The sequence below is a fragment of the Nocardioides sp. Soil805 genome, assembly GCF_001429625.1.
In the GTDB taxonomy this organism is placed as follows: domain Bacteria; phylum Actinomycetota; class Actinomycetes; order Propionibacteriales; family Nocardioidaceae; genus Nocardioides.
Genome location: NZ_LMSU01000002.1, coordinates 757,326 through 782,644 on the forward strand (window position 1 = coordinate 757,326; position 25,319 = coordinate 782,644).

Genomic DNA, 25,319 nt, shown 5'->3' on the forward strand with positions numbered 1-25,319 from the left:
TGTCCCCGAGCCGGGTCCGCCTCAGCTGGTCGGGACGCCGTTCTCCGGCGGGGCGTCGTCGGCCGACCCGGAGTCGTCGGTGGTGATCTCGGCGTCGCCGATGTCGGTCACCAGCACGTCGGTCAGCGGCTTGCCCTTGCCGCCCTCGAGCTCGAGGATCCGCATCCCGGAGATGCCCATGTGGCTGTCCGCGCTGTAGCGGAACGGTGCGAGCTGGGGACCGTCCCAGTCCGTGCCGCCCTCCTCGACGGCCTCGACGAGGCCCTCGCGGGTGAGGTCCTCGCCGGCGGCGTCGAGCGCCTGGACGAAGGCGTAGGCCTGCGACATGCCGTAGATGCGGTAGTTGGTCAGCTCGCCGTCCTCTCCGTGCTCGTCCCACACCTTCTGCCAGAGCTGGACCCACGGGTCCTCGGGGTTGTCGACGCCGGGGATGTACTCGGTCGTCATCACGCCGTCCAGCGCCGTGGAGTCGCCGTCGACGGCGCCCTCGGAGAAGCGCTCCAGCAGCGAGCCGACCAGCGCCGGGTCGGAGCCGATGTTGGCGTAGAACCACTGCGGCTTGTAGCCCGTCTTGAGCGCCACCAGCTGGCTGAGCGCGGTGTAGGACGGGGTGTTGAACGCCAGGACCAGGTCGGCCTTCTTGGCCTGGAGGCCCGAGACCTGCGGCGCCACGTCGGTGTTGCCGGAGGTGTAGCGCTCGACCGCGACGATCTGGTCGTCGACGTACTGGCGCACGCCCTTCTCGGCGTCCTCGCCGAGGTCGTCGTCCTGGAGGAAGAGGCCGACCTTGGCGTCGGGCATGTTCTCGGCGACCCACTGGCCGATGATCTTGCCCTCCGACTCGTAGTCGGGCTGCCAGCCGAAGGTCATCGGCCGGTTCTCCACGTCGTCGCCCCACTGCAGCGAGCCCGAGGACACCATCATCTGCGGGACGCCCTCGTCGTTGAGGTAGTCGGCGACCGACGCCTGGGTGGGCGTGCCGAGCGAGCCGACGGTGGCGAACACCTCGTCCTTGAGGACGAGCTCGTTGGTCACGGTGCTGGTGGTGGTGGGGTTGTAGCCGTCGTCCTTGACGATGTAGTCGATCTGGCGGCCGTGGACCCCGCCCTGCTCGTTGACGTAGTCGAAGTAGGCCTGGGCGCCGGTCGGGATCTCGGAGTAGCCCGGGGCGGCGACGCCGGTCAGCGGGAACGTGCCGCCGATCGTCACCGTGTCGTCGGTGACGCCCGGGGTGTCCGCGGCGGCCTCGCCGTCGGAGCTGTCGCGTCCGCCCGCCCCGCACGCCGTGAGGGCGAGGGTCGCGGCGAGGGTGGCGACCAAGGGGCCGCCACCCCGGATGTGTCTCGTCATGATGCTGTTCCCTTCGTGGTGGTGGGTGAGGTCGTACGACGGGTGGTCGCCGAGCGCTGCACGGCGCCGCGCAGCGAGCCGACGATGCCCGCGGGGGCGAGGAGGATGACGGCGACCATCACGAGCCCGTAGACGAGCGGGGCCAGCTCCGCGGCCTGGATGTCGCTGAGTCCCGCGCTGCGGCCGACGTCGGTGACGACGCTCGGCAGGAAGGTGAGCAGCGCGGCGCCGATGAGGGCCCCGGCGAGGCTGCCCAGCCCTCCGAGCACGATCGCGGCGAGCAGGGTGAGGCTGAGGGTCAGGGTGAAGGCGCTGGGGGCGGCGAGCTTGACCGTGAAGGCCAGGATCGCGCCCGCCGCGCCCGCCGCGGCGGCGCTCACCATGAAGGCGGAGACGCGGGCGCGCCCGAGGTCGATGCCGGCCAGCTCCGCGGAGACCTCGTCGTCGCGCACGGCCCGCCAACGCCGGCCGGTGCGTCCGGCGCTGAGGTTGGCGAGCAGCACGAAGACGACGATCAGCGTCAGCCACCCGACGTACGCCGTGTAGCGGGAGCGGGAGAGGTCCTGGCCGGTCACGAAGAACGCCAGGTCGAGCACCCACACCGGGATGTCGGGCATCACCACGCGCAGGCCCTGCTCCCCGCCGAGGGTCTCCTTGAAGTAGAGCGCGATGCCCGGCACCGCCACCGCCAGGGCCAGCGTCGCGCCGGCCAGGTAGGGGCCGTGCAGGCGGGCGGCCGCCAGCCCGACCGCCGCACCGACGACGAGGGTGACGGCCACCGCGGCGAGGATGACCAGGCTCAGCGGCAGCGACGAGTCGCTGTCGGGCAGCAGCAGCGCGGAGGTGTAGGCGCCGATGGCCATCAGGGCGCCGTGGCCCAGCGAGAGCTGGCCGTTGGTGCCGGTGAGCACGGTCAGTCCGCCGGCGGCGATGCCGAGGTAGGCCATCGAGGCGAGCTGGGTGTTGCGGTAGTCGGAGATGCTCTCGACCACGACGACCACGACGAGGAGGCCGACGAGGGCGAGGAAGAGGTGCCGGGCGAGCACGTTGCGGCGCACGGCGGTGATCCGGTCGCGCATCAGACCCTCCGCTCCGCGGCCTGGGCGAAGAGGCCGCCGGGCTTGAGCGTGAGGACGAGCATCAGGATCACCAGGGCCGCGAGGGCGACGAGCTGGCTGCCGACGTACCCGCTCACGAAGCTCAGCGAGAGGCCCAGGATCAGGCCGCCGACGACCGCGCCCAGCGGGCTGTCGAGGCCGCCGAGCACGGCGGCGACGAAGCCGAAGACCACCACCGAGTCCATGTACGACGGGTGCACCAGGCTGCCGCCGGCGATCAGCAGGCCGGCGAGGGAGCCGACCAGGGACGCCAGCGCCCAGCCGAGGGTGAGCATGGCGCCGACCTTGACCCCGAGCAGCCGGGCGACCTCGGAGTTGAAGGCCGACGCACGCATCCTCAGTCCCACGTCGGTGAAGCGGAACAGCGCCACCAGCAGGCCCATGACCACCAGCACCGACACGATGGTGAAGATGCCGAAGCCGTTGAGGGCGATGGTGGTGCTCCCGACGGTCAGCCCCTCGAGGCCGAAGGGCGCGGGGAAGGACCGGTAGCGGTTGCCGAAGACGACGGCCGCGAGCCCGTGCAGGACGATGAAGAGCCCGAGGGTGAGGATCACCGCGTTGATCTCGGCCTTCCCCTCGACGGGCCGGATGACCACCCGCTCGAGCACGGCGCCGAGCACCAGGCCGGAGACCAGGGCGGCGACGAAGCCGAGCCAGTAGGAGTGGCCGGCGTCGATGACGACCAGGGCGACGAAGGTGGTGAGCATCGCCATCGGGGCCTGGGCGAAGTTGACGATCCGGGTCGAGCGCCAGATCAGCACCAGCGCGAGGGCGAAGGCGGCGTAGACCATGCCCAGCGTCAGGCCGCTGAGGGCGGTGTTGAGGAACTGCTGCACAGGGGGGCTCCTGGTGGGGGGTCAGAATCCGAGGTAGGCGTGGCGGAGCTGGTCGTCGCCGGCCAGCTCGTCGGCGGGGGCGTCGGCCACCACGCGGCCGAGGTTGAGCACGACGCCGTGGTCGGCGACGGACAGGGCGCTGCGGGCGTTCTGCTCGACGAGCAGCACGCTGAGTCCCTCCTCGCGGACGAGGGTGCGGACGAGGCCGAAGATCTGCGCGACGATCCGGGGCGCCAGCCCGAGCGAGGGCTCGTCGAGCAGCAGCATCGTCGGCCGCGCCATCAGGGCCCGGCCGATCACGAGCATCTGCCGCTCACCGCCCGACAGGGTGCTGGCCAGGGCGGCGCTGCGATCGCCCAGCACGGGGAAGAGGTCGTAGATGCGCGTGAGGTCGGCCGCGGACACCCGGCCGCCGCGACCGAGGCCGCCGAGGCGGAGGTTCTCCTCGACGGTGAGCTCGGTGATGACGCCGCGCCCCTCCGGGACGTGGGCCAGGCCGAGCCGGGGCATCTTCTCCGCAGCCACCGACTCCAGGCGGGTCCCGCCGAGGTCGATGGTCCCGCTGCTGGCCCGGTGCAGGCCCGAGACGGTCCGCAGCAGGGTGGTCTTGCCCGCGCCGTTGGCCCCGAGGACGGCGGTGATCTCGCCCTCGCGGGCGGTCAGGGAGACGTCCTCCAGCGCGGTGACCGGGCCGTAGCCGGCGGTGAGGGAGCTGAGGGTGAGCATCAGTGCACGTCCTCCCCGAGGTAGGCGGCCAGCACCGCGGGGTCGTGGCGGACCTCGTCGGGGGTGCCGTGGGCGATGACGCGGCCGAAGTCGAGGACGGTGATCTCGTCGCAGACCCTCATCACCAGGTCCATGTGGTGCTCGACGAGGAGCACCGACATCTGCTCGGTGAGCGTCCGCACGAGGTCGCCGAGCTCCTCCATCTCCGCGGCGGAGAGCCCGCTGGCGGGCTCGTCGAGGAGCAGCAGGTCCGGCTCGGACACCAGGGCCCGGGCCAGGGCCACCCGCTTGCGGATGGGGTAGGGCAGGCTCGGCGGGTAGCGGTCGGCGTACGCCGCGACGCCGAGGTCCTCGAGCGCCGAGCGCGCCCGGTCGCGCAGCGCCCGCTCGTCGGCGCCGGCCCGGGGGAGGGCGAGCAGCCCGCCGAGGAAGCCGGAGCGGGCGTGATGGTCCGCGCCGACCATGACGTTGTCGAGCACCGTCATCCGGTCGAAGAGACCGAGCCCCTGGAGCGTGCGGGCCATCCCGAGGCGGGGCAGGTCGCGCGGTCGCAGGCCCTCGACCCGCTCCCCGCGTCGTACGACGTCGCCGCTGTCGGGCTGCACGAAGCCGCAGGCGACGTTGAACAGGGTGGTCTTACCGGCACCGTTGGGGCCGATGACGCCGTGCACCTGGCGGGGGCCGACGGTGAGGCCGACGTCCTGGAGGGCGGTGAGCCCACCGAAGGTCACGGTGATGCCGCTGAGCTGGAGTTCGGTCACGAGCGCGTCTGACCTCCGGGTCCGAGATGTGATGCGCACCACTCTCGCCATCCCGGGCGGCGAACACATTGGGCGCGGCGCACAAGATCCGTCCCGGAAACCTCCGTCGCGCTGGCGCACTGTGTGCGGGGAGTGACACGGTGGCGTCGTGTCCCGGGGCAGCGAGAGCATCAGCGAGGGTGCGGCGTGAGCGCCGTGCGGTGGACCGACCCGGAGCCCGATGCCGTGGCCCGGGCCTGGCGCCTGGTGCTGCACCGCGCCGACGAGATCGCCGACGTCATCTCCTCACGGCTGCTGGCCAGGGACGTCGACGCCTACCGCACGATCAGCCCGCACCTGCCCGACGACGTCCGGCACAGCTGTCGCGAGCACATCCGGCGCGGCCTGCAGAACCTGTCGGGAGTCAGCACCGACACCGCCACCGCGGTGGAGCTGTGGCGCGAGACCGGTCGGCGACGGGCCCGCCAGGGCGTCCCGCTGGAGCTGGTCCTCAACGCCTACACGATGGGCGCGCGGGTCCTGTGGGAGGCACTGACCGAGACGGCCACGCGACACGAGCACGTGCCCGACGCCGACCTGCTCGGCGCGGCCCGCGGGGTCTGGGCCAACCTCGACGTGCAGAACGCCGTCCTCATCGAGGCCTACCACCGTGAGCGGGCCCGGGTGCAGCGCCGCGACCAGCAGCGCCAGCAGACGGTCCTCGACGGCCTCGTCGACGGCCGCGGCGGTGACCCGTCCTTCGCCGTCGGGGCGCGGGCCGCCCTGGGCGTCGGCACCGACCACGCTGTGTCCTGCGTCGTGGTGCTGGCCGACGGCGAGGGCGCCGACGCGGTCGGTCCGGTCGAGGACCGGCTGGACCGGCATGGCCTCGTCTCGCACTGGCACGTCCGCTCGGGCGTGGCCTACGGGCTGGTGTCCGGCGCGCTGCCGGACGAGGCGGTCCTGGTGGGCCTGCTCGCCCCGGTGGCCACCGGTCGTACGGCGGTCGCCGGCAGCAGCGGGGGCCTCGCGGGCTTCGGCACGGCCTTCCAGCTGGCGCTACGGGCCGCCGAGACGCTGACGCCGGGCGACTGCGACGCGGTCGGCGTGACCGACCGGCTGCCCGAGGTCCTGCTCGCCGGGGACTCGCACGTCACGCCGCTGCTGATGGCCGAGGCCTTCGGCGACCTGCTCGACCACCCCCAGGCCGAGACCCTCCTGGCGACCCTGCGCACCCTGCTCGCGCACGACGGGTCGCCGACCCATGCGGCCGAGGAGCTCTACTGCCACCGCAACACGGTGATCTATCGGATGAAGCAGATCGAGCGCCTCACCGGCCGGCACCTCGCCGACCCACGCGACAAGATGCTGCTGTGGCTGGCGGTCACCGCGCACGCAGCCTGAGCACCGCGCACGCGGCGCGAGCACCGCGCACGCGGCGCGAGCGCCGGTCACACGAAGGCGCTGATGCCCGTCTCCGCCCGACCGATGAGCAGCTTCTGGATCTGCGAGGTGCCCTCGTAGAGCGTCATCACCCGGGCGTCGCGCAGGTACTTCGCCGCCGGGTAGTCGTCGACGTACCCCGCACCGCCGTGCACCTGGATGGCGTTGTTGGCGGCGCGGACGGCGGCCTCGGAGGCGAAGAGCTTGGCCTTCGACGCCGCGGTGCCGAAGGGCTCGCCCCGGTCGACGAGGTCGGCGCAACGCCACACGAGCAGCCGCGCGGCGTCGGCGTCGACGGAGATGTCGGCCAGCATGTCCTGCACCAGCTGGAACGACGCGATGGGCCTGCCGAACTGGGTGCGGGTGGTGGCGTACTCCACGGCCGTCTCCAGGCAGCCCTGCACGATGCCGACGCAGCCGGCGGCCACGGCGAGCCGGCCCTTGTCGAGGGTGCTCATGGCGATCTTGAAGCCCTTGCCGACCTCGCCGAGGACGGCCGAGGCCGGGACGCGCACGTCGGTGAGGAAGAGCTCGGCGGTGGCCTGGCCGCGCAGCCCGAGCTTGCCCTTGATCTCACGGGCTTCGAAGCCGGGGGTGTCGGTCGGGACGAGGAAGGCCGTCACGCCGCGCGGTCCGTCGTCGCTGGTGCGGGCGAAGACGAGGGCCACGTCGGCCCAGGTGCCGTTGGTGATGAACAGCTTCTGGCCGTTGAGCACCCAGTCAGCCGCTTGTCCTGAGCCTGTCGAAGGGTCGCGGGTGGCCCGCGAGGTGAGGTTGCCGGCGTCGGAGCCGGTGTCGGGCTCGGTGAGGCCGAAGCAGCCCAGCTTGCTCGCCGTGGCCAGCTGGGGGAGCCACTCCTGCTTCTGCTCCTCGGAGCCGAAGAAGAGGATCGACTTGCCGACCAGGCCGCTGCTCACCGACACGATCCCGCGTAGTGCCGAGTCGGCCCGGCCGAGCTCCTCCATGGCCAGCGCGTAGGTGACGTAGTCGCCGCCCAGCCCGCCGTACTCCTCGGGGATGGTCAGGCCGAAGAAGCCGATCTCGGCCATCTTGGGCACGATCGCGAGGTCGACCGCCTCGTCGCGGTCCCATTGCGTGCGGTGCGGGACCGCCTCCTTGTCCAGGAAGCTGCGCGCGAGGTCACGGAAGGCCTGCTGCTCGTCGGAGAGGGAGAGGTCCATCAGCCCAACGCCTCCAGGGTGTCGTGGTCGGTGACGCCCGCGGCCAGGGCGCCGAGGTGGTGGTCGCCGTCGCCGAAGAGGTGGTCCAGCACCGTGAGGTGGGCGGTAGCGGTGCCCACGGAGTACTCCGCGGTCATCGCGATGCCGCCGTGCAGCTGGATGGCCTCCTGGCCGATGTGCCGCGAGGCCCGGCTGGTCTGCAACGCGCACCGGGCGGCCGCGTCCCGCAGGGCGTCGCGGTCACCGGACGCGATGGTCATCGTCGCCCAGTCGACGACGCTGTGGGTCAGCTCGAGCGAGACGTACATGTCCGCGGCGCGGAAGGTCAGCGCCTGGAAGGTGTTGAGCGTGACGCCGAACTGCTTGCGGCTCGTCAGGTACGACGTCGTGGCCGCGAGCTGGGCCTGCATCACGCCGAGCGCCTGGTTGGCGGCCATCACCCGGGTGAGGTCGAGCATCGTGGCGATCGTCGCCGACCGGTCGGTGCCGGCGTCGCCGAGCGGCACGGCGGGCGTCGCGTCGAGGACGAGCCGGGCGGCGCGCCCCCCGTCGTACGTCGGGTAGCCGGTGCGCTCCGCGGTGTCGCCGTCGCTCGTGAAGTCGACGAGGAACAGGCCGGTGCCGCCGTCGGGCAGGGTGGCGGTGACCACGACCTGGTCGGCGCGGGCGCCGTGCAGGACCGGGTCCTTGGCACCGGTGAGGGTCCAGCCCTCCCCGTCCCGGGTGGCCGTGGTCCCGGGGGCGTCGATGGCCCAGCGCGGGCCGTCGGGCTCGTCGTGGGCGACGGCGAGCACCCGCTCGCCCGCCGCGACGGCCCCGAGGACCTCGGCGCGCTGCTCGGCGGTGCCCGCGGCCGACACCAGCCCACCGGCCAGCACCACCCCGGTCAGGTAGGGCTCGGGGGCCAGCACCCGGCCGAGCTCGCGGCACACGATGCCGATCTCGACCGGACCGGCGCCGACGCCACCGTCGCTCTCGGCGAACGGCAGGCCCAGGACGCCCATCTCGGCCAGGCGGGCCCACAGGTCCTCGTCGAAGCCGGGGTCCTGCGCGGTCGTCCGGCGGCGGACCTCGTAGTCGCCGTACTGCTTGGTGAGGAGGCCGCGCACGGCCTCGCGCAAGGCCTGCTGCTCGTCGTCGTAGGTGAAGTCCATGTCAGAGTCCCAGGATCGTGCGGGCGATGATCTGGCGCTGGATCTCGTTGGACCCGCCGTAGATCGACGCCTTGCGGAGGTTGAGGTAGGTGGGGGCGCTGCGGCGGGCCCAGCCCGCGAGCGGGGAGTCGTCGTCGGCGCCGGAGGCGATCGAGGCCGGCCCCGCCAGGTCGACGGCCAGCTCGCTGACGGCCTGCTGCAGCTCGGTGCCCTTGAGCTTGAGCACCGACGAGGCCGGGTGCGGCTCGCCGCCGGCGGAGTGCGCCACCACGCGCAGGGCCGTGAGCTCGAGGGCGAGCAGCTCGTTCTCGATCTCGACGATGCGGGCCCGGACGTAGGGATCGTCGAGCCGGTCGCCGGCGTTGGCCTTGAGGGTCGCGAGCGCCCGCTTGGTGAGGCCCACCGGGGCCACGCCGACGCGCTCGTTGCCGAGCAGGAACTTGGCGATCGTCCAGCCGCCGTTGAGGTCGCCGACGAGCATGTCGCCGGGGACCCGGACGTCGGTGAACCAGACCTCGTTGACCTCGTGGCCACCGTCGATGAGCTCGATGGGGCGCACCTCGACGCCCGGCAGCGTCATGTCGATGAGCAGCATCGAGATACCGGCCTGCTTCTTCACGTCGGGGTCGGTCCGCACGAGGGTGAAGATCCAGTCGCCGTACTGGCCCAGGGTCGTCCAGGTCTTCTGCCCGTTGACCACCCAGTCGTCGCCGTCGCGGACGGCGGTGGTGCGCAGGCTGGCCAGGTCCGAGCCCGCGTCGGGCTCGGAGAAGCCCTGCGACCACCAGATGTCGAGATTGGCCGTGGCGGGGAGGAAGCGCTCCTTCTGCTCCTGGGTGCCGAACTGCGCCAGCACCGGACCGATCATGGAGGCGTTGAACGCCAGCGGGATCGGCACACCGGCGCTCTGCATCTCCTCGTGCCACAGGTGTCGCTGCAGGTCGCTCCACCCGCGCCCGCCCCACTCCTCGGGCCAGTGCGGGACGGCCAGCCCGGCCTTGTTGAGCACCTGCTGGCTCTCCACGATCTGCTCACGGGTGAGGTGGCGACCCTCCAGCACCGTGTCGCGGATCTCCTGGGGGAACTCGGTGGTGAAGAACGTGCGCATCTCCTCGCGGAACGCGGCGTCCTCGGCGGACAGCTCGAGCTGCATGGGACTCCTCTGGGTCGTCGCCGGGTGGGGCGCTCCCCATCATGGCGCGGACCGCCACAGGAGGCGATGTGCGCAGCGCCCAGTGCCCCGGGGGCGGGGGCCCCCGGGGCACTGGGCCGGTCGGCTCAGCTCGTGGCGGCGTCCGAGTCGAGCGCGAGCGTGGCACTCTGCTCCTGGCCGCCGCTGGTCCAGGTGACCTCGACCTTGTCGCCGGGCCGGTAGGACCGGATGGTGGCGACCAGCGAGTCGGCGTCGGTGATGGCGTGGTCCTCGACCCGGGTGATGACGTCGCCGGCCTCCAGGCCCGCCTCGCCTGCGGTCGAGCCGTCGCTGACCTCCTTCACCAGGGCCCCGGTGGCACCCTCGGCGGCCGTGCCGGAGTCGCCGACCTGGATCCCGAGGCGCGCGTGCGTGGGGGTGTCGCCGGCGATCATCTGGTCGACGATCGGCATCACCTCGTCGATGGGGATGGCGAAGCCGAGGCCGATCGAGCCGCCCTGCTCGCTGGTGCTCTGCGACGCCGTGCGGATCGAGGAGTTGATGCCCACCACGGCGCCGGTCATGTCGACCAGCGGGCCACCGGAGTTGCCGGGGTTGATGGCCGCGTCGGTCTGGATGGCGGGGTACGTCGTGGAGTTGCCCTGGCTGTCCGTGCCGACGTTGACGGGGCGGTCCAGCGCGCTCACGATGCCGCTGGTGACGGTGGAGTCGAGGCCGAAGGGCGCGCCGAAGGCGACCACGTCCTGTCCCACGTCGAGGTTGGCCGACTTGCCGATGGTCGCGGGGGTGAGGTCGCTGACGCCGTCGGCCTTGATCACGGCGGTGTCGGTGAGCGGGTCGGTGCCGAGGACCTCGGCGGGCGCGCTGGTCCCGTCGGCGAAGTAGACCCGGACCGTGCCGCCGCCGCCCGCAGCGACCTCGACGACGTGGTTGTTGGTGAGGATCGTGCCGTCGGCGCTCAGGATGATGCCCGAGCCCGAGCCCTCACCCTGCTGACCGGCCACGCGGATCGTCACCACGGACGGCAGGACGGCCGTGGCGACCGCCTCGACCGAGCCGTCGGCCGCGGGGCTGTCGCCCTGGTCCACGACGGGGGTCGTGGCCGTCGCCGTCGCCGTGGACGACGTGCTGGAGCCCTGGGTCTGGTCCCACAGGGCCGCCCCGCCGAAGCCGGCGCCGCCGCCCACGAGCAGGGTGGTGGCCAGCACTCCGGCCACCAGGCCACCGCGCCGACGGCGCGGCGGTGCCGGGGGCGCCGGCGGGGCCTGCTGGTACGGGTTGGTCCCGTAGGCCTGCGTGCCGTACGGGTGGGACGTCGGGTCCTGGGGCGGGGGCGGGGGCACGGTGCTCATGTCCCGAGTGTGTGCCGCCACCCTGTGTGCCGGCTGAGAGCCCGCTGGGAAGGTGCCGAGACCTCAGCGGGGCAGGTCGGGCAGGGCCAGCCACTCGGCCCAGGGCAGGTCGCGACCGACGTACCGGGGTCGTCGCAGGGGCCACGCCGCGGCGATCCAGCGCGGCACCAGGTCGTCGAGGGCCGCCTCGAGGTCGGTGCCCACGCACTCGTCGACGACCCACCACGAGATCTCCGCGTCCGCGCCCACCTGCTGTGCCGACTGCTTCTGGGGAGGGTCGATGTAGACGCAGCCCAGCAGCGCTGTCTCGTCGGTGTCGAGCAGGGCGTAGTTGAAGGACTCGTGGGTGAGCATCTCGGCGGCGTGCCGGGCGAGGTCCTCCCGGTCCTGCTCGCGCGTCATGCCGGCGGGCGGCCACCCCCAGGCGTCGCCGTAGATCCGCCACAGGCGCTCGCGGGAGCCCATGACGGCCACCATGTCCAGGTCGACGTCCTCGGCCCGGATGGGGCGCAGGTGGTGTCCCAGCCCGACCTCGACGTGGGTGGGGTGCTCGAAGGACGGGGGCAGCCACGGCGTGGGCGGCGGGACGGCTGGCTGGGACACGGGTCGGCCTCTCTCGGGTGCGTGCGCTGGGCTCGGGCGCGGGCTCAGCCGGCGACCGCGAGGTCGTCGCGGGCCAGCATGGCCCGCAACCGGGCCAGCGCGTGGTGGGTGTTGGACTTGACGGTGCCGGACGAGCAGCCCAGGGCCGCGGCCGTCTCGGCGACGGAGAGGCCCTCGTAGAACCTCAGGGCGATGGTGCTGCGCTGGCGGGGCGGCAGGGCCGCGACGAGGTGCCACAGCTCGCCCGCCCGGCTCGCCGGCACCGAGGTCCCGAGCCCACCCCCCGTGGGCTCGGGAACCTCGCTGCGCACCGACTCGTGGCGGTACGACGGTTGCCGGCACCAGCTGATGTGCTGGTTCAGCATCGCCCGGCGCACGTAGGAGTCGGCGGCCCCCGGGTCCCTGATCGCGGCCCAGTGCGGCAGCACGCGCAGCAGGGCACCCTGGAGCACGTCCTCGGCCCGGTGCGGGTCCCCGGTGATGGCCGTGGCCGCCCGCAGCAGGGCGGGCCGGCGCACCGCCACCCAGGTGGCGAACGACGGGTCGTCCGCGACCGCGGCGTCCATGGCGACGTCAGCGTCCCCGGCGGGAGGCGAGCAGGCCCACCGCGGTGACCGTGAGCCACACCGGACCCACCATCCCGGCCATGTACTGCAGCGGGCTGACGGCCAGCAGGAGCAGGAGGGCCCCCAGTCCGTAGCCCAGCAGTCCGAGCCAGCGGGCGTAGCCGCCGGCGCGCGCGGCCATTCCCAGGGCGACCGCCGTCAGGCCGGCCGTGCCCCACAACCAGGGGATCGTCCCGAGCCAGTGGCCGAAGAACACGCCCACCTCCGGCACCAGCTGGTCACCCTCGGCGAGGCCGAACACGAACTCGGTGGTGAGCCCCGAGCCCAGCAGCTGCGCCGCGGAGACGAGGAGCAGCCCGGACAGGGCGACCGTCGGCAGGGTGCTGCCGGTCGGGAGGCGACCGGCCATGTCGCGGTGCAGGCCCGCGGCGAAGACCACCAGGAGCAGCGCCGAGACCATGGTGGCGACGTGGAAGACGAGGATGGGGGTGGTCATCTCGGCCAGCCGTGCGGCGATGGCCGGGGCGTCCCCCGCGATGTCGGGCTCGTAGACGGCCCCGGTGCCCATGCTGGCGGCGATGGAGGCGACGCCGGCCAGGCCGGCGCCCACACCCGCGAGGAGCCAGCGGCGTCCGGTCGGGGTGGTGGTGCCCGGCGTCGTACCGGGCTCGAGGGTGGTGGTCACGGCGTCTCCTAGACGGTGGACGGGCGACCGGTCGGCCGCGGCACCACTCTCGGAGCAGCGGGCGTCACGGCGCCACGCACAGCCGCAGGTGTACGGGTGGTGTGCGGGTGGGTGTCGGGGACGCGCTCAGGTGGGGCGGTCGTCGCCGAGCGCCAGGCGGGCGGCGGCGTCGGGCGCCAGCGCCCGGCCGGCGTCGAGGGCGTCGTCGTACCGGTCGGCCCCGAGCCGGTGCCGCGCCTGCTCGGCCGCGGCCGCCACCGCGTCCGGGTCGGGGCGGTAGTAGCCGTAGCCGCGGGAGCCGATCCCCTCGCGGATCGCCTGGGCTGCGCCGAGGAGGAGCGGGACGCGCGAGACCGTGCCCTCGGCGGCCTCGATGACGGCCAGCGCGTCGAGCAGGTAGGCGAGGTTGGCCTGGTCGCCGGTCTCCACCGACAGGCGCAGGCCCTCGTCGAGATGTCCCCGGGCGCGGGCGTGCCGGCCGCGGGAGAGCTCGACCTGGCACAGGTTGTAGAGCGCGATGTACGACGCCAGCCGGTCGCCGCGGCGCCGGGCCGAGGCGAGCCCGTCCTCCACGCGGCGCACGGCCTCGTCGGGATCGCCGCGCAGCAGGGCCACGGTCCCGAGCCAGATGTGGGCCAGGGCCCACGTCCACTCGGACTCCGCGCCGCCCTCGGCGGCCAGCACGAGGGCCGCCTCGAAGCGGTGCTGCGCGGTGGCCAGGTCGCCGCGCGCCAGGGCCGCCAGCCCGACCCCCGCGACCGAGTTGGAGTCGATCACCGGATCGCCCACCGAGTGCGCATGGGCGTCCTGCCACCAGTGCAGGGCCGCGTCGACGTCGTCCGCCGCGAAGCACATGGTCGCCGCCGCCAGGGCGGCTCGTGAGTGCACCGCGTCGTCCATCCGACCCTGGGCGAGCGCGGCCTCCGACAGCCGTCGACCGTGGCCCTGGAGGCCACGCAGCCACCAGTAGAGCCACAGCGCCCACGCCATCCGGGCGGCTCCCTCCACGTCGCCGGCGGCCAGCATCCGCTCGGCCGCCGCGGAGAGGTTGGGGTGCTCGGGGTCGATGCGGGCCAGCGCCGCCACCTGGCCCCCGTCGCGGTACCGCGGCCCGGTGGCCTCGGCCAGCGCGAGGTAGTGGGCCGCGTGCGCCGCCGTGGCCGCCTCCCACTCGCCCTCCTCCCGGAGCAGCGACCGGGCGTACTGCGCCACGGGCTCCAGCATCCGGAACCGCGGTGTGCCGGCCACGCTCGTCACCAGCGAGTGCTCGACCAGCGACTCGAGCCTGGGCACGGGTGACCCGACCGGGTCGCCCGTGCGGGCGACGACCGCCTCCAGGTCCTCGAGCGTGAAGCCCCCGACGAAGACGCCGAGCAGCCGGAGGAGCCGCTGCTCGTCCGCCCCCAGCAGCCCGTGGCTCCAGTCGAGGGTGGCGCGCATCGTCCGCTGCCGGGCGGGCAGGTCCCGCGCCCCGCCGTCCAGGGCGCCGTCCAGCCGGGCGAGCAGCGCGGGCGGGTCCAGGAGCCGGGCGCGGGCGGCGGCCAGCTCCAGGGCCAGGGGCAGCCCCGCCAGGCGCACGCACGTCGCCGCCACCGCCTCGTGGTCGCCGGGGGCTCTGCCCCAGCCGGGACTGACGGCACCGGCACGCTCGAGCAGGAGCCGGGCCGCGGGGGAGTCGGGGACCGGGGTGCTGGCGGAGGGCAGCGCCAGCGGCTCGACGGCGACCTCGGTCTCGCCACGCACCCGCAGCGGGGCACGGCTCGTGGTGAGCACCGTGAGGTCGGGGACGGCCTCGATGAGCGCGGCCACGTCCGGAGCCGCGTCGAGGAGGTGCTCGAGGTTGTCGAGCACCAGCAGCAGGTGCTGGCCGCGGAGCCGCTCGACCAGGTCATCGGTGAGGGAGCGTCCGGCCCCGCGCGTCGCGTCCACCGCGTCGGCGATCGCGGGCAGCACCGCGGAGGCCTCGAGCAGCGGGGCCAGCTCCACGAGCGTCACCCCGTCGGCGTAGCGGTCGCGGACCCGCTCAGCGACGGCGATCGCGAGCCGCGACTTGCCCACGCCGCCCGGGCCGCTGAGGGTGACCAGGCGGTGCGCGGCGAGCAGGCGGGCTGCGCGTATTACGTCGTCCTCGCGACCCAGCAGCTGCGTCGGCGGCACGGGCAGGTCGCGCGGTCGGGTCGTGGCCGCGTCCGCCGCGGTGCGCACCGAGCGGGCCCGGGGCGGCACCGCCGCGATCAGCCGGGAGCGGCCCGTGTCGTCGAGCCCCAGTGCCTCGGCCAGGGCGCGCACGGTGTGCGGGTAGGGCCGGGTGCGGGTGCCGCGCTCGAGGGCGCTGATCGCGTGGGGGCTCAGGCCGGCCCGTCTGGCCAGCTCCTCCTGCGAGAGCCCGGCGCCCTCGCGCAGGGCGCGCAGCACGGCCGCCAGCGAGCCCGCGTCGTCTCCCGCCACAGTCCCCTCCCCGGTCCGGCAGGACGCGAGTGTAGTGACGCGGACGCCTCCGCGGACCCCCTCCGGGGTGAAGGTCCTGCAAGATCGGCACGCCGCTGAGCGCGTCGTCCGTGAAAGATCTTGCAGGGCTTGCAAGATGACGGCACCAGTCCCTAACGTGACGCCCGCCACATCCACCGCACGACCTTCTCGGGAGTCCCAGTGCGCACCCCCCTCGCGGCCGTCCTCGGCCTGCTCGTCTCCGGCTCCGCCCTCGCGGTCGTGCCGTCCCCCGCCCTCGCCGACCACACCCCTGCGCCGGAACGGGTCACCCTCGTCGGCGACCTCCAGTCCGAGCTCGGCTGCGCCGACGACTGGGCCCCCGCGTGCGACGCCACGCGCCTCGAGCCCGTCGCGGGCACGACGTCGTACTCGCTCGACGTCGAGGTGCCCGCCGGCACCTACGCGTTCAAGGTCGCCCTCGGCGGCGGGTGGGAGGAGTCGTACGGCGCCGACGGCGGCGCGGCGAACGTCCCGCTCGTCCTCCAGCACGACGCGACCCTGGTCTTCTCCTACGACCACGCGTCGCACCGCGTCTCCGTGGCGCCGGCCGAGCAGCCGACCGCCGAGGTGACCGACGCCGACGAGGCGATGGCCGGCACGTCGCTGCGCACGCCGCTGACGCGGGAGCGCTTCTACTTCGTGATGGCCGACCGGTTCGCCAACGGCGACCCCTCCAACGACACCGGCGGGCTCACCGGCGGGCCGATCGAGACGGGCCTCGACCCGGCCGCCAAGGGCTTCTTCCACGGCGGCGACATCGCCGGGCTCTCGGACCGCCTCGACTACATCGAGGGGATGGGCACCACCGCCATCTGGCTGACCCCGAGCTTCAAGAACCGCCCCGTCCAGGGCGCGGGCGACCAGGCGAGCGCCGGCTACCACGGCTACTGGGTCACCGACTTCACCCGCATCGACCCGCACTTCGGCACGAACGCCGAGCTCGAGGCCTTCATCGACGAGGCCCACGCGCGCGGCATCAAGGTCTTCTTCGACATCATCACCAACCACACCGCCGACGTCATCGACTACACCGAGGACGGTGCCAACACCTACGTCGGCAAGGAGGCGGCTCCCTACCGCGACGCCGCGGGCGAGGAGTTCGACGACCGCGCGTACGCCGGTGGCGAGACCTTCCCCGAGCTCGACGCCGCCACGTCGTTCCCCTACACCCCGGTCTTCCGCTCCGAGGCCGACAGAGGCGTCAAGGTGCCGGCCTGGCTCAACGACCCCACCAACTACCACAACCGCGGCGACTCGACCTTCGCCGGCGAGTCCTCGACGTACGGCGACTTCGTCGGCCTCGACGACCTCTTCACAGAGCAGCCGGACGTGGTCGACGGGATGGTCGACGTCTACAAGACCTGGGTCGACTTCGGCATCGACGGCTTCCGCATCGACACCGTCAAGCACGTCAACATGGAGTTCTGGCAGGAGTTCGCCCCCGCGATGCGGACCGAGGCGAAGCGCGTGGGCAACGACGACTTCTTCGCGTTCGGCGAGGTCTACGACTCCAACCCGGCGTACCTGTCGAGCTTCACCACCGAGGGCCGCCTCGACGCCACCCTCGACTTCGGCTTCCAGGGCGCGGGCACCGGCTTCGCCAAGGGCGCCGCGACCACCAAGCTGCGTGACTTCTACGCCGGCGACGACCACTACACCGACACCGACTCCAACGCGTACTCGCTGCCGACCTTCCTCGGCAACCACGACATGGGGCGCATCGGCAGCTTCCTGGCCGGCACCGACCAGGTGCTCGAGCGGGACCGCCTCGCGCACGCCCTGATGTACCTCACCCGCGGGCAGCCGGTCGTCTACTACGGCGACGAGCAGGGCTTCACCGGCGACGGCGGCGACCAGGACGCGCGACAGGACATGTTCCCCAGCCGGGTCGCGAGCTACAACGACGACGACCTCATCGGCACCGACGCGACGACCGCCGAGGCCAACTTCGACACGAGCCACCCGCTCTACACCACGATCCGCGACCTGGCCCGGCTCCGGGAGACCCACCCCGCCCTCGCCGACGGCGCCCAGCTGCACCGCTACGCCTCCGACGGCCCCGGCGTCTTCGCCTTCAGCCGCATCGACGCCGAGGAGGACCGCGAGCACGTGGTGGCCCTCAACAACGCGACCACCGCCAAGACCGTCACGTTCGGCACCGAGATGCGCCGGGGCACCTTCACCCAGCTCTGGCCGGCGGGCCGGTCCTCGCTGCGCAGCGACGCCGAGGGCCGCGTGACCGTGACCGTCCCGCCGCTGTCCGCGGTGGTGTGGCGCGCGAACGGCACCCTGGCGAAGCGCAAGGAGGCTCCCGCCGTGCACTTCGAGGAGCCGTCCGCGGGCGGGGTCGTCGGCGGCCGGGCGCCGCTCGAGGTCGCGGTCCCCGACGGCGGCTTCAACGAGGTCACCCTCGCCTGGCGCCCGGTCGGCGGCGGCGAGTGGACCCCGCTCGGCACGGACGACAACGCGCCGTACCGCGTCTTCCACGACGTCTCCGCCCTGGCCGAGGGCACCCTGGTCGAGTACCGCGCGGTGCTGCGCGACAGCTCGGACAACCTCTCGGTGACCTCGACGTACGCCACCGTCGGCGACCCGGCCGCCGAGCCGGCCCCCGGCGGCGGAGGCAGCACCGGCCCGGTCACCCAGCCGACCTCCGTGTCCGTCCCCGGCAGCCTCGACTCCGAGATGGGGTGCCCGGGGGACTGGATGCCCGCGTGCGAGCAGGCGCAGATGTCGCTGGACGCGAACGACCTGGTCTGGCGGAAGACCGCGTCCCTCCCGGCCGGCAGCTACGCCTACAAGGCCGCCATCGACGGCTCGTGGGACGAGAACTACGGGGCCGGCGGCGCACCCGGGGGAGCCGACATCCCCCTGACGCTCGACGCGCCGCGGGACGTGACCTTCTACTACGACCACGCGACGCACTGGATCACCAGTGACGCCCAGGGCCCGATCATCACCCTGGCCGGCAGCATGCAGTCCGAGCTCGGCTGCGCCGACGACTGGTCGCCGGCCTGCATGCGCGGGTGGCTGCAGGACCCCGACGGCGACGGCACCTACACCTTCGCCACCACCGCGCTCCCGGCCGGCAGCTACGCGACCAAGGTCGCCCACGGCCTGTCGTGGACCGAGAACTACGGTGCTGACGGTGCCCGCGACGGTGCCGACATCGCCTTCGACGTCCCCGCGGCAGGAGTGGAAGTGGTCTTCTCGTACGACGCGGCCAGCCACCGGCTGAGCGTCAGCTCCCGCGCCGCCGGCGCCACGCCGGACCTCGCCGTCGCCAAGGCCCAGTGGGTGCGCGACGACCTCGTCGCCTGGGACGTCCCCGATGCCGCCTCGCGCCGCTACCGCCTTCACTGGTCCACGGCCGGCGACCTGGCGGTCGACGCCGAGGCCGTCACCGGCGGTTCCAGCGTGCCGCTGCGGCTCGACCCGGCCGGGCTGCCCGCCGACGTGCTGGCCGACTTCCCGCAGCTCGAGGGCTACGAGGCGTTCCGGCTGGACCGCACCGCCGTCCGGCAGGTGCGCGAGATCCTGACCGGCCAGCTGGCCGTGGCGTCGTACGACACCGGCGGTGCGCTGCACGACGCCACCGGCGTCCAGGTCCCCGGCGTGCTCGACGACGTATACGCCGCCGCGGCCGACCGCGCGCTGGGAGTCACCTGGCGCGGCCCCCGCCCGACGCTGTCGCTGTGGGCGCCGACCGCCCAGTCCGTCGCCGCCGTGGTGGGCGGACAGCTGGCGCCGATGGCGCGACAGGCCGACGGCACCTGGACGGTCACCGGACCGGCCGCGTGGAAGGGGGCGGCGTACACCTACCAGGTCACGGTCTGGGCGCCCGCCGCCCAGCAGGTCGTCACCAACCGGGTGACCGACCCCTACTCGGTGGCCCTGACGACCAACTCCGCGCAGTCCCTGGTCGTCGACCTCACGGACCCGGCGCTCGCGCCGGCTGGCTGGTCGCGCACCGCGGCCCCGCGGATCGCCCAGCCCGAGGACCGCAACGTCTACGAGCTGCACGTGCGTGACTTCTCCATCGGCGACGAGACCGTGCCGGCGGGGGAGCGGGGCACCTACCTCGCCTTCACCCACGACGACACCGCCGGCATGCGCCACCTGCGCGGGCTGGCCGACGCGGGGCTCAACACCGTGCACCTGCTCCCGGCCTTCGACATCGCCACCATCGAGGAGCGACGCTCCGCCCAGGCGGTCCCGGCGTGCGACCTCGAGGCGATGGCCCCGGACTCCACCGAGCAGCAGGCGTGCATCGACGCGGTCCGCGGCAAGGACGGCTTCAACTGGGGCTACGACCCGCTGCACTACACGACCCCGGAGGGCTCCTACGCCACCGATCCCGAAGGCACGCGCCGCACCGTCGAGTTCCGCCGGATGGTGCAGGGCCTCAACGGTGCCGGGCTCCAGGTCGTCATGGACGTCGTCTACAACCACACGGCGGCGAGCGGCCAGGCGGCCACGTCGGTCCTCGACCGCGTCGTCCCCGGCTACTACCAGCGCCTCGACGCCAAGGGTGCGGTCGAGACCTCCACGTGCTGCTCCAACACCGCCACCGAGCACCGGATGATGGAGAAGCTGATGATCGACTCCGTGCTCACCTGGGCGCGCGAGTACAAGGTCAACGGGTTCCGCTTCGACCTGATGGGCCACCACAGCCTGGAGAACATGCAGCACCTCCGGGCCGCGCTCGACCGGCTCACCGTGCGCCGCGACGGCGTCGACGGCCGGTCGGTCTACCTGTACGGCGAGGGGTGGAACTTCGGTGAGGTCGCCGACGACGCCCGCTTCGTGCAGGCCACCCAGCGCAACCTGGCCGGGACCGGGATCGGCTCCTTCAGCGACCGGCTCCGCGACGCCGTGCGCGGCGGCGGCCCGTTCGACGAGGACCCGCGGGTCCAGGGCTTCGGCTCCGGCCTCCTCACCGACTCCAACGGGGCGGCGGCCAACGGCACTCCCGCGGAGCAGCGCACCCGGCTCCTGCACCTGGAGGACCTGGTCAAGCTGGGCCTGGCCGGCAACCTGCGCGACTTCTCGTTCCGCAGCTCGACCGGCGACACGGTGAGGGGTGAGGACGTCGACTACAACGGCCAACCGGCCGGGTACGCCGCCGACCCCAGCGAGACCGTCACCTACGTCGACGCCCACGACAACGAGACGCTCTTCGACTCCCTCGCGTTCAAGCTGCCGCAGGGCACCTCGATGGCCGACCGGGTCCGGATGAACACCGTCTCCCTGTCCACCGTCGCGCTGTCCCAGGGGGTGGTGTTCTGGCACGCCGGCACCGACCTGCTCCGCTCCAAGAGCCTGGACCGCAACTCCTACGACTCGGGCGACTGGTTCAACCGCGTCGACTGGTCGAGGCGCGAGAACACCTTCGGCTCGGGGCTGCCGCTGGAGGAGGACAACGCCGCCAAGTGGGACTTCATGCGCCCGCTCCTGGCCGACCCGGCACTGGAGCCCGGACCGGAGGCGATGGACGCCGCGCACGCCGCCGCCCTCGACCTGCTGCGGCTGCGCACGTCCTCGCCGCTCTTCCGCCTCGGCAGCGCCGCCGCGATCCAGGACAAGGTGTCCTTCCTCGACGCCGAGCCCGGTGTCGTCGCGATGCTCATCGACGACACCGTGGGCGCCGACGCGGACGCCGACCGCGACGGGGTGCTGGTGGTCTTCAACGCGACGCCCTCGGCCACCACGGTCTCGGGTGCCGGCACCGGGTGGGCCCTCCACGACGTGCAGGCCTCCGGCGCGGACGAGGTCGTCAAGGGAGCCACGGTGGCCGCGGACGCGGTGACCGTCCCGGCCCGCACGACGGCGGTCTTCGAACGCTGAGGGCGACCCCGCGCGGTCGCACCACGACGCACGACGCCCCCGACAGGAGACCTGTCGGGGGCGTCGTACGTGACGGGTGCGTCAGCGGACGATCACGCCCAGCGCTCGGAGGCGGGGGCGAAGGTCAGCCGGCGGTCGCCGGTGTAGATCTGCTTGGGGCGCGCGATCTTCTGGTCCTTGTCCTGGACCAGCTCGAGCCACTGCGCGAGCCAGCCGGGGGTGCGGCCGATCGCGAAGAGGACCGTGAACATCTCCGGCGGGAACTGGAACGCCTCGTAGATGAGGCCGGAGTAGAAGTCGACGTTGGGGTAGAGCTTGCGCTTGACGAAGTACTCGTCCTCGAGCGCGATCTTCTCCAGCTCCTTGGCGATGTCCAGCAGCGGGTTGGTGCCGGTCACCTCGAAGACGTCCTCGGCGGACTTCTTGATGATCTTGGCGCGCGGGTCGTAGTTCTTGTAGACCCGGTGGCCGAAGCCCATCAGCTTCTCGTTGCCGTCCTTGACCCCCGCGATGAACGCCGGGATGTTCTCCTTCGACCCGATGCGCCGCAGCATCCGGAGCACGGCCTCGTTGGCGCCACCGTGGAGCGGGCCGAACAGGGCGCCCACGCCGGCCGCCACGGCCGAGTAGGGGTCGACCTGCGTCGAGCCCACCGAGCGGACCGCGTTGGTGGAGGCGTTCTGCTCGTGGTCGGCGTGCAGGATGAAGAGCACGTCGAGGGCCTTCACCAGGCGCTCGTCGGCCTCGAACTTCTTCTCGCTCATCTTGAAGAGCATCGAGAGGAAGTTGGCCGTGTAGCCCAGGTCGTTGTCCGGGTAGACGAACGGCTTGCCCTGCGCGTGCCGGAAGGACCAGGCGCCGAGGGTGGGCATCTTGGCGATCATGCGCACGATCTGCATGTGCCGGTTGTCCGCGTCGGTGATGTTGCGCGCGTCCGGGTAGAACGTCGACAGCGCACCGGTGGAGGCCATCAGCATGCCCATCGGGTGGGCGTCGTAGCGGAAGCCCTCCATGAAGGACTTCACGTTCTCGTGGACGAACGTGTGGTAGGTGATCTCGTGCACCCACGCGTCGTACTCCGCCTTGGTGGGCAGCGCGCCGTGGATGAGGAGGTAGGCCACCTCGAGGAAGTTGGACTTCTCCGCCAGCTGCTCGATCGGGTAGCCGCGGTACTCGAGGATGCCCTGGTCGCCGTCGATGTAGGTCACCGCGCTGCGACACGACGCCGTGTTGACGAAGCCGGGGTCGTAGGTGGCCAGACCGGGCTGGTCGTCGCCGACCTTGATCTGCCCGAGGTCCTTGGCGGCAATGGTCCCGTCGGTGATCGGGATCTCGTAGTCCTGGCCGGTGCGGTTGTCGCGTACGGTCAGGGTGTCTTTGCCGGAAGCTTCGTTGCTCACGTCGGCTCCTTGCTGGGGGGTTCGTGGGATTCCCGCCCAACCTAGCCGCGACCTCGCCGGGGGTGCTAACCCGCCCGCTCGGCGGTGGACAACGCCGTTCCGCGTTTTGACCCCCCTCCTACGGGCGCCGTAGTCTTGCTGGTCGCGACTCCTGCCGCGCTCGGGTCCCCGCACGGGACCGAGGGTGCAGACCTGGATGAAGAGAAACCAGGCAGTGTTCGTCAGAAGCCGCCGCAGCACACCGGGTGGGACACCTCCCTCCCGGACCTACGAACGAGAACGGGATACAGCCGTGCGCACGTACAGCCCCAAGCCCGCTGACATCCAGCGTGAGTGGCTCGTCATCGACGCCACCGACGTGGTCCTGGGACGCCTCGCCGTCCAGACCGCCAACCTCCTCCGCGGCAAGCACAAGCCGACCTTCGCCCCGCACATGGACATGGGTGACTTCGTCATCATCGTCAACGCGGACAAGGTCGCCCTCTCCGGCAACAAGAAGGTCACCAAGCTGGCCTACCGCCACTCGGGCTACCCGGGCGGCCTGTCCGCCACGCCCTTCGGCGAGCTGCTGGAGAAGGACGCCCGCAAGGCCATCGAGAAGGCTGTCTGGGGCATGCTCCCCAAGAACAAGCTCGGCCGCCAGGTGCTGAAGAAGCTCAAGGTGTACGCCGGCCCGAACCACCCCCACGCGGCCCAGCAGGCCATCCCGTTCGAGATCTCCCAGGTCTCCCAGTAATCCCGATCGAGGACTCACTCAATGACTGACAACATCGAGAGCACCGAGGTCGAGGAGACCTTCGAGACCAACGCCGAGGGCGTTGCCTACAGCTCCGAGAGCTCCCCGTCCGCCGACACCCCCGCCCGCCCGGCGACCATCGCGCCCGCCGGCGCCACCGGTCGTCGCAAGGAGGCCGTCGCCCGCGTCCGGATCGTTCCGGGCACCGGCGAGATCACGGTCAACGGCCGTTCGCTCGACAGCTACTTCCCCAACAAGCTGCACCAGCAGATCGTGAACGAGCCGTTCACCAGCCTGCAGCTCGAGGGTCGCTTCGACGTGATCGCCCGCATCCACGGTGGCGGCATCGCGGGCCAGGCCGGCGCCCTGCGCCTCGGCATCGCCCGCTCGCTCAACGCCGTGGACGTCGAGGCCAACCGCGCCACGCTCAAGAAGGCCGGGCTGCTCACGCGTGACGCCCGCGCCGTCGAGCGCAAGAAGGCCGGTCTCAAGAAGGCCCGCAAGGCCTCGCAGTTCAGCAAGCGCTGATCGGCTGACGTCGAGCACCATGACTCGACTCTTCGGCACGGACGGGGTCCGGGGCCTGGCGAACGCCTCCTTGACGGCGGAGCTGGCCCTGGACCTGTCCGTGGCCGCTGCCCATGTCCTGGCCGACCGCGGAGAGTTCGCGGGGCACCGTCCCCGCGCCGTGGTGGGTCGGGACACGCGCATCTCCGGACAGTTCCTCGAGGCGGCCGTGGTCGCCGGGCTCGCCTCCGCGGGCGTCGACGTGCTGCTGCTCGGCGTCCTGCCGACGCCCGGGGTGGCGCACCTGACCGACACGCTCGGCGCCGACCTCGGCGTCATGCTGTCGGCCTCGCACAACCCGATGCCCGACAACGGCATCAAGTTCCTCGCCCGCGGCGGGCACAAGCTCGACGACGCGATCGAGGTCGCCATCGAGCGCCGGATGCGCGAGGAGTGGCGACGCCCCACCGGCGGCGACGTCGGTCGGGTCACGACGTACGACGCCGCCGTCACCGACTACGCCGCCCACCTGGTCGCCGCGACCCGCCGGCCCCTGGCCGGGCTGAAGGTCGTCCTCGACTGCGCGGAGGGCGCGGCCCACGAGGTCGGCCCGCTGGCGCTGCGTGACGCCGGTGCCGAGGTGATCGCGATCCACGCGTCCCCCGACGGCCTCAACATCAACGACAACTGCGGCTCGACCCACCTCGGCTCCCTCCAGCGGGCGGTCGTCGAGCACGGCGCCGACGCGGGCTTCGGCCTCGACGGCGACTCCGACCGCTGCCTGGCCGTCGACCACGAGGGCAACGTCGTCGACGGCGACCAGATCCTCGCCGTCCTCGCCCTGGCCCTGCGGGACGAGGGCCGGCTCGCCAAGGACACCGTCGTGGCGACGGTGATGAGCAACCTCGGCTTCGTGCAGGCGCTGCGCGGCGCTGGCATCGGCGTACGCCAGACCAAGGTCGGCGACCGCTACGTCCTCGAGGCGATGAAGGTCTCGGGCTACTCGCTGGGCGGTGAGCAGTCCGGCCACGTGATCCTCTCCGACCACGCCACCACCGGCGACGGCATCCTGACCGCCCTCAAGGTGCTGGAGCGGATGGCCGCCACCGGGCGGTCGCTGCAGGAGCTGGCGGGTGTGATGGTCCGCCTGCCGCAGGTGCTGGTCAACGTCCCCGACGTCGACAAGGCCCGCACGGACGACGACGCGGTGCTCGCCGCCGCGGTCGCCGAGGAGGAGGCCGCGCTGGGCGACACCGGCCGGATCCTGCTGCGCCCCTCCGGCACCGAGGCGCTCGTGCGCGTGATGGTGGAGGCGCCGTCGCTCGAGACGGCCCACTCCGTCGCCCACCGCCTCGCCGACGTGGTCAAGCGCCAGCTCGCCCTCGACTGACGGCCCGGCGCCGCGGGCCGCGGGCCCGTCGAGCTCGCC

General features: G+C 72.7%; 19 protein-coding genes. 5 read left to right on the forward strand and 14 right to left on the reverse strand.

What is annotated here, in order from left to right:
- Nucleotides 1-21 precede the first annotated feature (21 nt).
- From ASG94_RS14165 to ASG94_RS14185, 5 genes are read right to left on the reverse strand one after another with little or no spacing between them, the layout of a single operon-like run.
- Complete coding sequence (locus ASG94_RS14165) at nucleotides 22-1,350, reverse strand: ABC transporter substrate-binding protein (RefSeq protein WP_056927061.1); 1,329 nt, start codon at nucleotides 1,348-1,350, stop codon at nucleotides 22-24.
- Complete coding sequence (locus ASG94_RS14170; protein ID WP_056927062.1) at nucleotides 1,347-2,429, reverse strand: branched-chain amino acid ABC transporter permease; 1,083 nt, start codon at nucleotides 2,427-2,429, stop codon at nucleotides 1,347-1,349. The genes ASG94_RS14165 and ASG94_RS14170 overlap by 4 nt, the downstream gene beginning before the upstream one ends.
- On the reverse strand, nucleotides 2,429-3,307 hold the full coding sequence (locus ASG94_RS14175; protein ID WP_056927063.1) for a branched-chain amino acid ABC transporter permease: 879 nt from the start codon (nucleotides 3,305-3,307) through the stop codon (nucleotides 2,429-2,431). Before ASG94_RS14175 ends, ASG94_RS14170 begins: the two co-directional genes overlap by 1 nt.
- A gap of 21 nt (nucleotides 3,308-3,328) precedes the next feature.
- Complete coding sequence (locus ASG94_RS14180; RefSeq protein ID WP_056927064.1) at nucleotides 3,329-4,033, reverse strand: ABC transporter ATP-binding protein; 705 nt, start codon at nucleotides 4,031-4,033, stop codon at nucleotides 3,329-3,331.
- Complete coding sequence (locus ASG94_RS14185) at nucleotides 4,033-4,794, reverse strand: ABC transporter ATP-binding protein (protein WP_235537276.1); 762 nt, start codon at nucleotides 4,792-4,794, stop codon at nucleotides 4,033-4,035. The genes ASG94_RS14180 and ASG94_RS14185 overlap by 1 nt, the downstream gene beginning before the upstream one ends.
- A 186-nt stretch (nucleotides 4,795-4,980) precedes the next feature.
- Here ASG94_RS14185 and ASG94_RS14190 point away from each other — a divergent pair, with 186 nt between their 5' ends.
- Nucleotides 4,981-6,177 (forward strand): PucR family transcriptional regulator, encoded by a 1,197-nt coding sequence (locus ASG94_RS14190; protein WP_056927066.1) that lies wholly within the window; start codon nucleotides 4,981-4,983, stop codon nucleotides 6,175-6,177.
- Between the two features lie 47 nt (nucleotides 6,178-6,224).
- On the opposite strand, the gene ASG94_RS14195 is transcribed toward ASG94_RS14190, so the two are convergent.
- The 8 genes from ASG94_RS14195 to ASG94_RS22560 all read right to left on the reverse strand — a co-directional run bounded on the left by ASG94_RS14195 (nucleotide 6,225) and on the right by ASG94_RS22560 (nucleotide 15,358).
- Nucleotides 6,225-7,397 carry an acyl-CoA dehydrogenase family protein gene (locus ASG94_RS14195; RefSeq protein WP_056927067.1) on the reverse strand — a complete coding sequence of 391 codons (1,173 nt, stop codon included), beginning with the start codon at nucleotides 7,395-7,397 and terminating at the stop codon, nucleotides 6,225-6,227.
- A complete protein-coding gene (locus ASG94_RS14200) occupies nucleotides 7,397-8,551 on the reverse strand; it encodes an acyl-CoA dehydrogenase family protein (RefSeq protein ID WP_056927068.1) in 1,155 nt (384 codons plus the stop codon). The genes ASG94_RS14195 and ASG94_RS14200 overlap by 1 nt, the downstream gene beginning before the upstream one ends.
- 1 nt (nucleotide 8,552) lies before the next feature.
- The gene (locus ASG94_RS14205; RefSeq protein ID WP_056927069.1) at nucleotides 8,553-9,704 is read right to left on the reverse strand and encodes an acyl-CoA dehydrogenase family protein; all 1,152 of its coding nucleotides are present in this window, start codon (nucleotides 9,702-9,704) and stop codon (nucleotides 8,553-8,555) included.
- A 125-nt stretch (nucleotides 9,705-9,829) separates the two neighbouring features.
- A complete protein-coding gene (locus ASG94_RS14210) occupies nucleotides 9,830-11,056 on the reverse strand; it encodes a S1C family serine protease (protein ID WP_082624184.1) in 1,227 nt (408 codons plus the stop codon).
- A 63-nt stretch (nucleotides 11,057-11,119) separates the two neighbouring features.
- Nucleotides 11,120-11,659 carry a GNAT family N-acetyltransferase gene (locus tag ASG94_RS14215; protein ID WP_056927070.1) on the reverse strand — a complete coding sequence of 180 codons (540 nt, stop codon included), beginning with the start codon at nucleotides 11,657-11,659 and terminating at the stop codon, nucleotides 11,120-11,122.
- Nucleotides 11,660-11,703: 44 nt separating this feature from the next.
- Entirely contained in the window at nucleotides 11,704-12,225 is a 522-nt protein-coding gene (locus ASG94_RS14220; protein WP_056927071.1) for a SigE family RNA polymerase sigma factor, read from the reverse strand.
- A 7-nt stretch (nucleotides 12,226-12,232) separates the two neighbouring features.
- Complete coding sequence (locus ASG94_RS14225) at nucleotides 12,233-12,910, reverse strand: hypothetical protein (RefSeq protein ID WP_056927072.1); 678 nt, start codon at nucleotides 12,908-12,910, stop codon at nucleotides 12,233-12,235.
- A gap of 126 nt (nucleotides 12,911-13,036) precedes the next feature.
- On the reverse strand, nucleotides 13,037-15,358 hold the full coding sequence (locus tag ASG94_RS22560; RefSeq protein ID WP_056927073.1) for an ATP-binding protein: 2,322 nt from the start codon (nucleotides 15,356-15,358) through the stop codon (nucleotides 13,037-13,039).
- A 201-nt stretch (nucleotides 15,359-15,559) separates the two neighbouring features.
- On the opposite strand from ASG94_RS22560, the gene pulA reads away from it, so the two are divergent.
- The gene (gene pulA / locus ASG94_RS14235; RefSeq protein ID WP_056927074.1) at nucleotides 15,560-21,247 is read left to right on the forward strand and encodes a pullulanase-type alpha-1,6-glucosidase; all 5,688 of its coding nucleotides are present in this window, start codon (nucleotides 15,560-15,562) and stop codon (nucleotides 21,245-21,247) included.
- Between the two features lie 92 nt (nucleotides 21,248-21,339).
- Here pulA and ASG94_RS14240 read toward each other — a convergent pair whose 3' ends face one another.
- Nucleotides 21,340-22,647 carry a citrate synthase gene (locus ASG94_RS14240; protein ID WP_056927075.1) on the reverse strand — a complete coding sequence of 436 codons (1,308 nt, stop codon included), beginning with the start codon at nucleotides 22,645-22,647 and terminating at the stop codon, nucleotides 21,340-21,342.
- 292 nt (nucleotides 22,648-22,939) lie between these two features.
- On the opposite strand from ASG94_RS14240, the gene rplM reads away from it, so the two are divergent.
- From rplM to glmM, 3 genes are read left to right on the forward strand one after another with little or no spacing between them, the layout of a single operon-like run.
- Nucleotides 22,940-23,383 (forward strand): 50S ribosomal protein L13, encoded by a 444-nt coding sequence (rplM, locus tag ASG94_RS14245; RefSeq protein ID WP_056927076.1) that lies wholly within the window; start codon nucleotides 22,940-22,942, stop codon nucleotides 23,381-23,383.
- Between the two features lie 21 nt (nucleotides 23,384-23,404).
- Nucleotides 23,405-23,911, forward strand: coding sequence for a 30S ribosomal protein S9 (rpsI, locus tag ASG94_RS14250; protein ID WP_056927077.1), 507 nt, complete (start codon nucleotides 23,405-23,407; stop codon nucleotides 23,909-23,911).
- A 19-nt stretch (nucleotides 23,912-23,930) separates the two neighbouring features.
- Nucleotides 23,931-25,280: a phosphoglucosamine mutase gene (gene glmM / locus ASG94_RS14255; RefSeq protein ID WP_056927078.1), complete on the forward strand. Its 1,350-nt coding sequence runs from the start codon at nucleotides 23,931-23,933 to the stop codon at nucleotides 25,278-25,280.
- The last annotated feature ends 39 nt before the right edge of the window (nucleotides 25,281-25,319 follow it).

Excerpts from the sequence above, each read along its gene's own strand:
- ASG94_RS14170 (WP_056927062.1), bottom strand. The coding sequence starts at position 2,429 with ATGCGCGACCGGATCACCGCCGTGCGCCGCAACGTGCTCGCCCGGCAC.
- glmM (WP_056927078.1), top strand. The coding sequence starts at position 23,931 with ATGACTCGACTCTTCGGCACGGACGGGGTCCGGGGCCTGGCGAACGCC.
- ASG94_RS14200 (WP_056927068.1), bottom strand. The coding sequence starts at position 8,551 with ATGGACTTCACCTACGACGACGAGCAGCAGGCCTTGCGCGAGGCCGTG.
- ASG94_RS14165 (WP_056927061.1), bottom strand. The coding sequence starts at position 1,350 with ATGACGAGACACATCCGGGGTGGCGGCCCCTTGGTCGCCACCCTCGCC.
- ASG94_RS14195 (WP_056927067.1), bottom strand. The coding sequence starts at position 7,397 with ATGGACCTCTCCCTCTCCGACGAGCAGCAGGCCTTCCGTGACCTCGCG.
- ASG94_RS14210 (WP_082624184.1), bottom strand. The coding sequence starts at position 11,056 with ATGAGCACCGTGCCCCCGCCCCCGCCCCAGGACCCGACGTCCCACCCG.
- ASG94_RS14180 (WP_056927064.1), bottom strand. The coding sequence starts at position 4,033 with ATGCTCACCCTCAGCTCCCTCACCGCCGGCTACGGCCCGGTCACCGCG.
- rpsI (WP_056927077.1), top strand. The coding sequence starts at position 23,405 with ATGACTGACAACATCGAGAGCACCGAGGTCGAGGAGACCTTCGAGACC.
- ASG94_RS14205 (WP_056927069.1), bottom strand. The coding sequence starts at position 9,704 with ATGCAGCTCGAGCTGTCCGCCGAGGACGCCGCGTTCCGCGAGGAGATG.
- ASG94_RS14220 (WP_056927071.1), bottom strand. The coding sequence starts at position 12,225 with ATGGACGCCGCGGTCGCGGACGACCCGTCGTTCGCCACCTGGGTGGCG.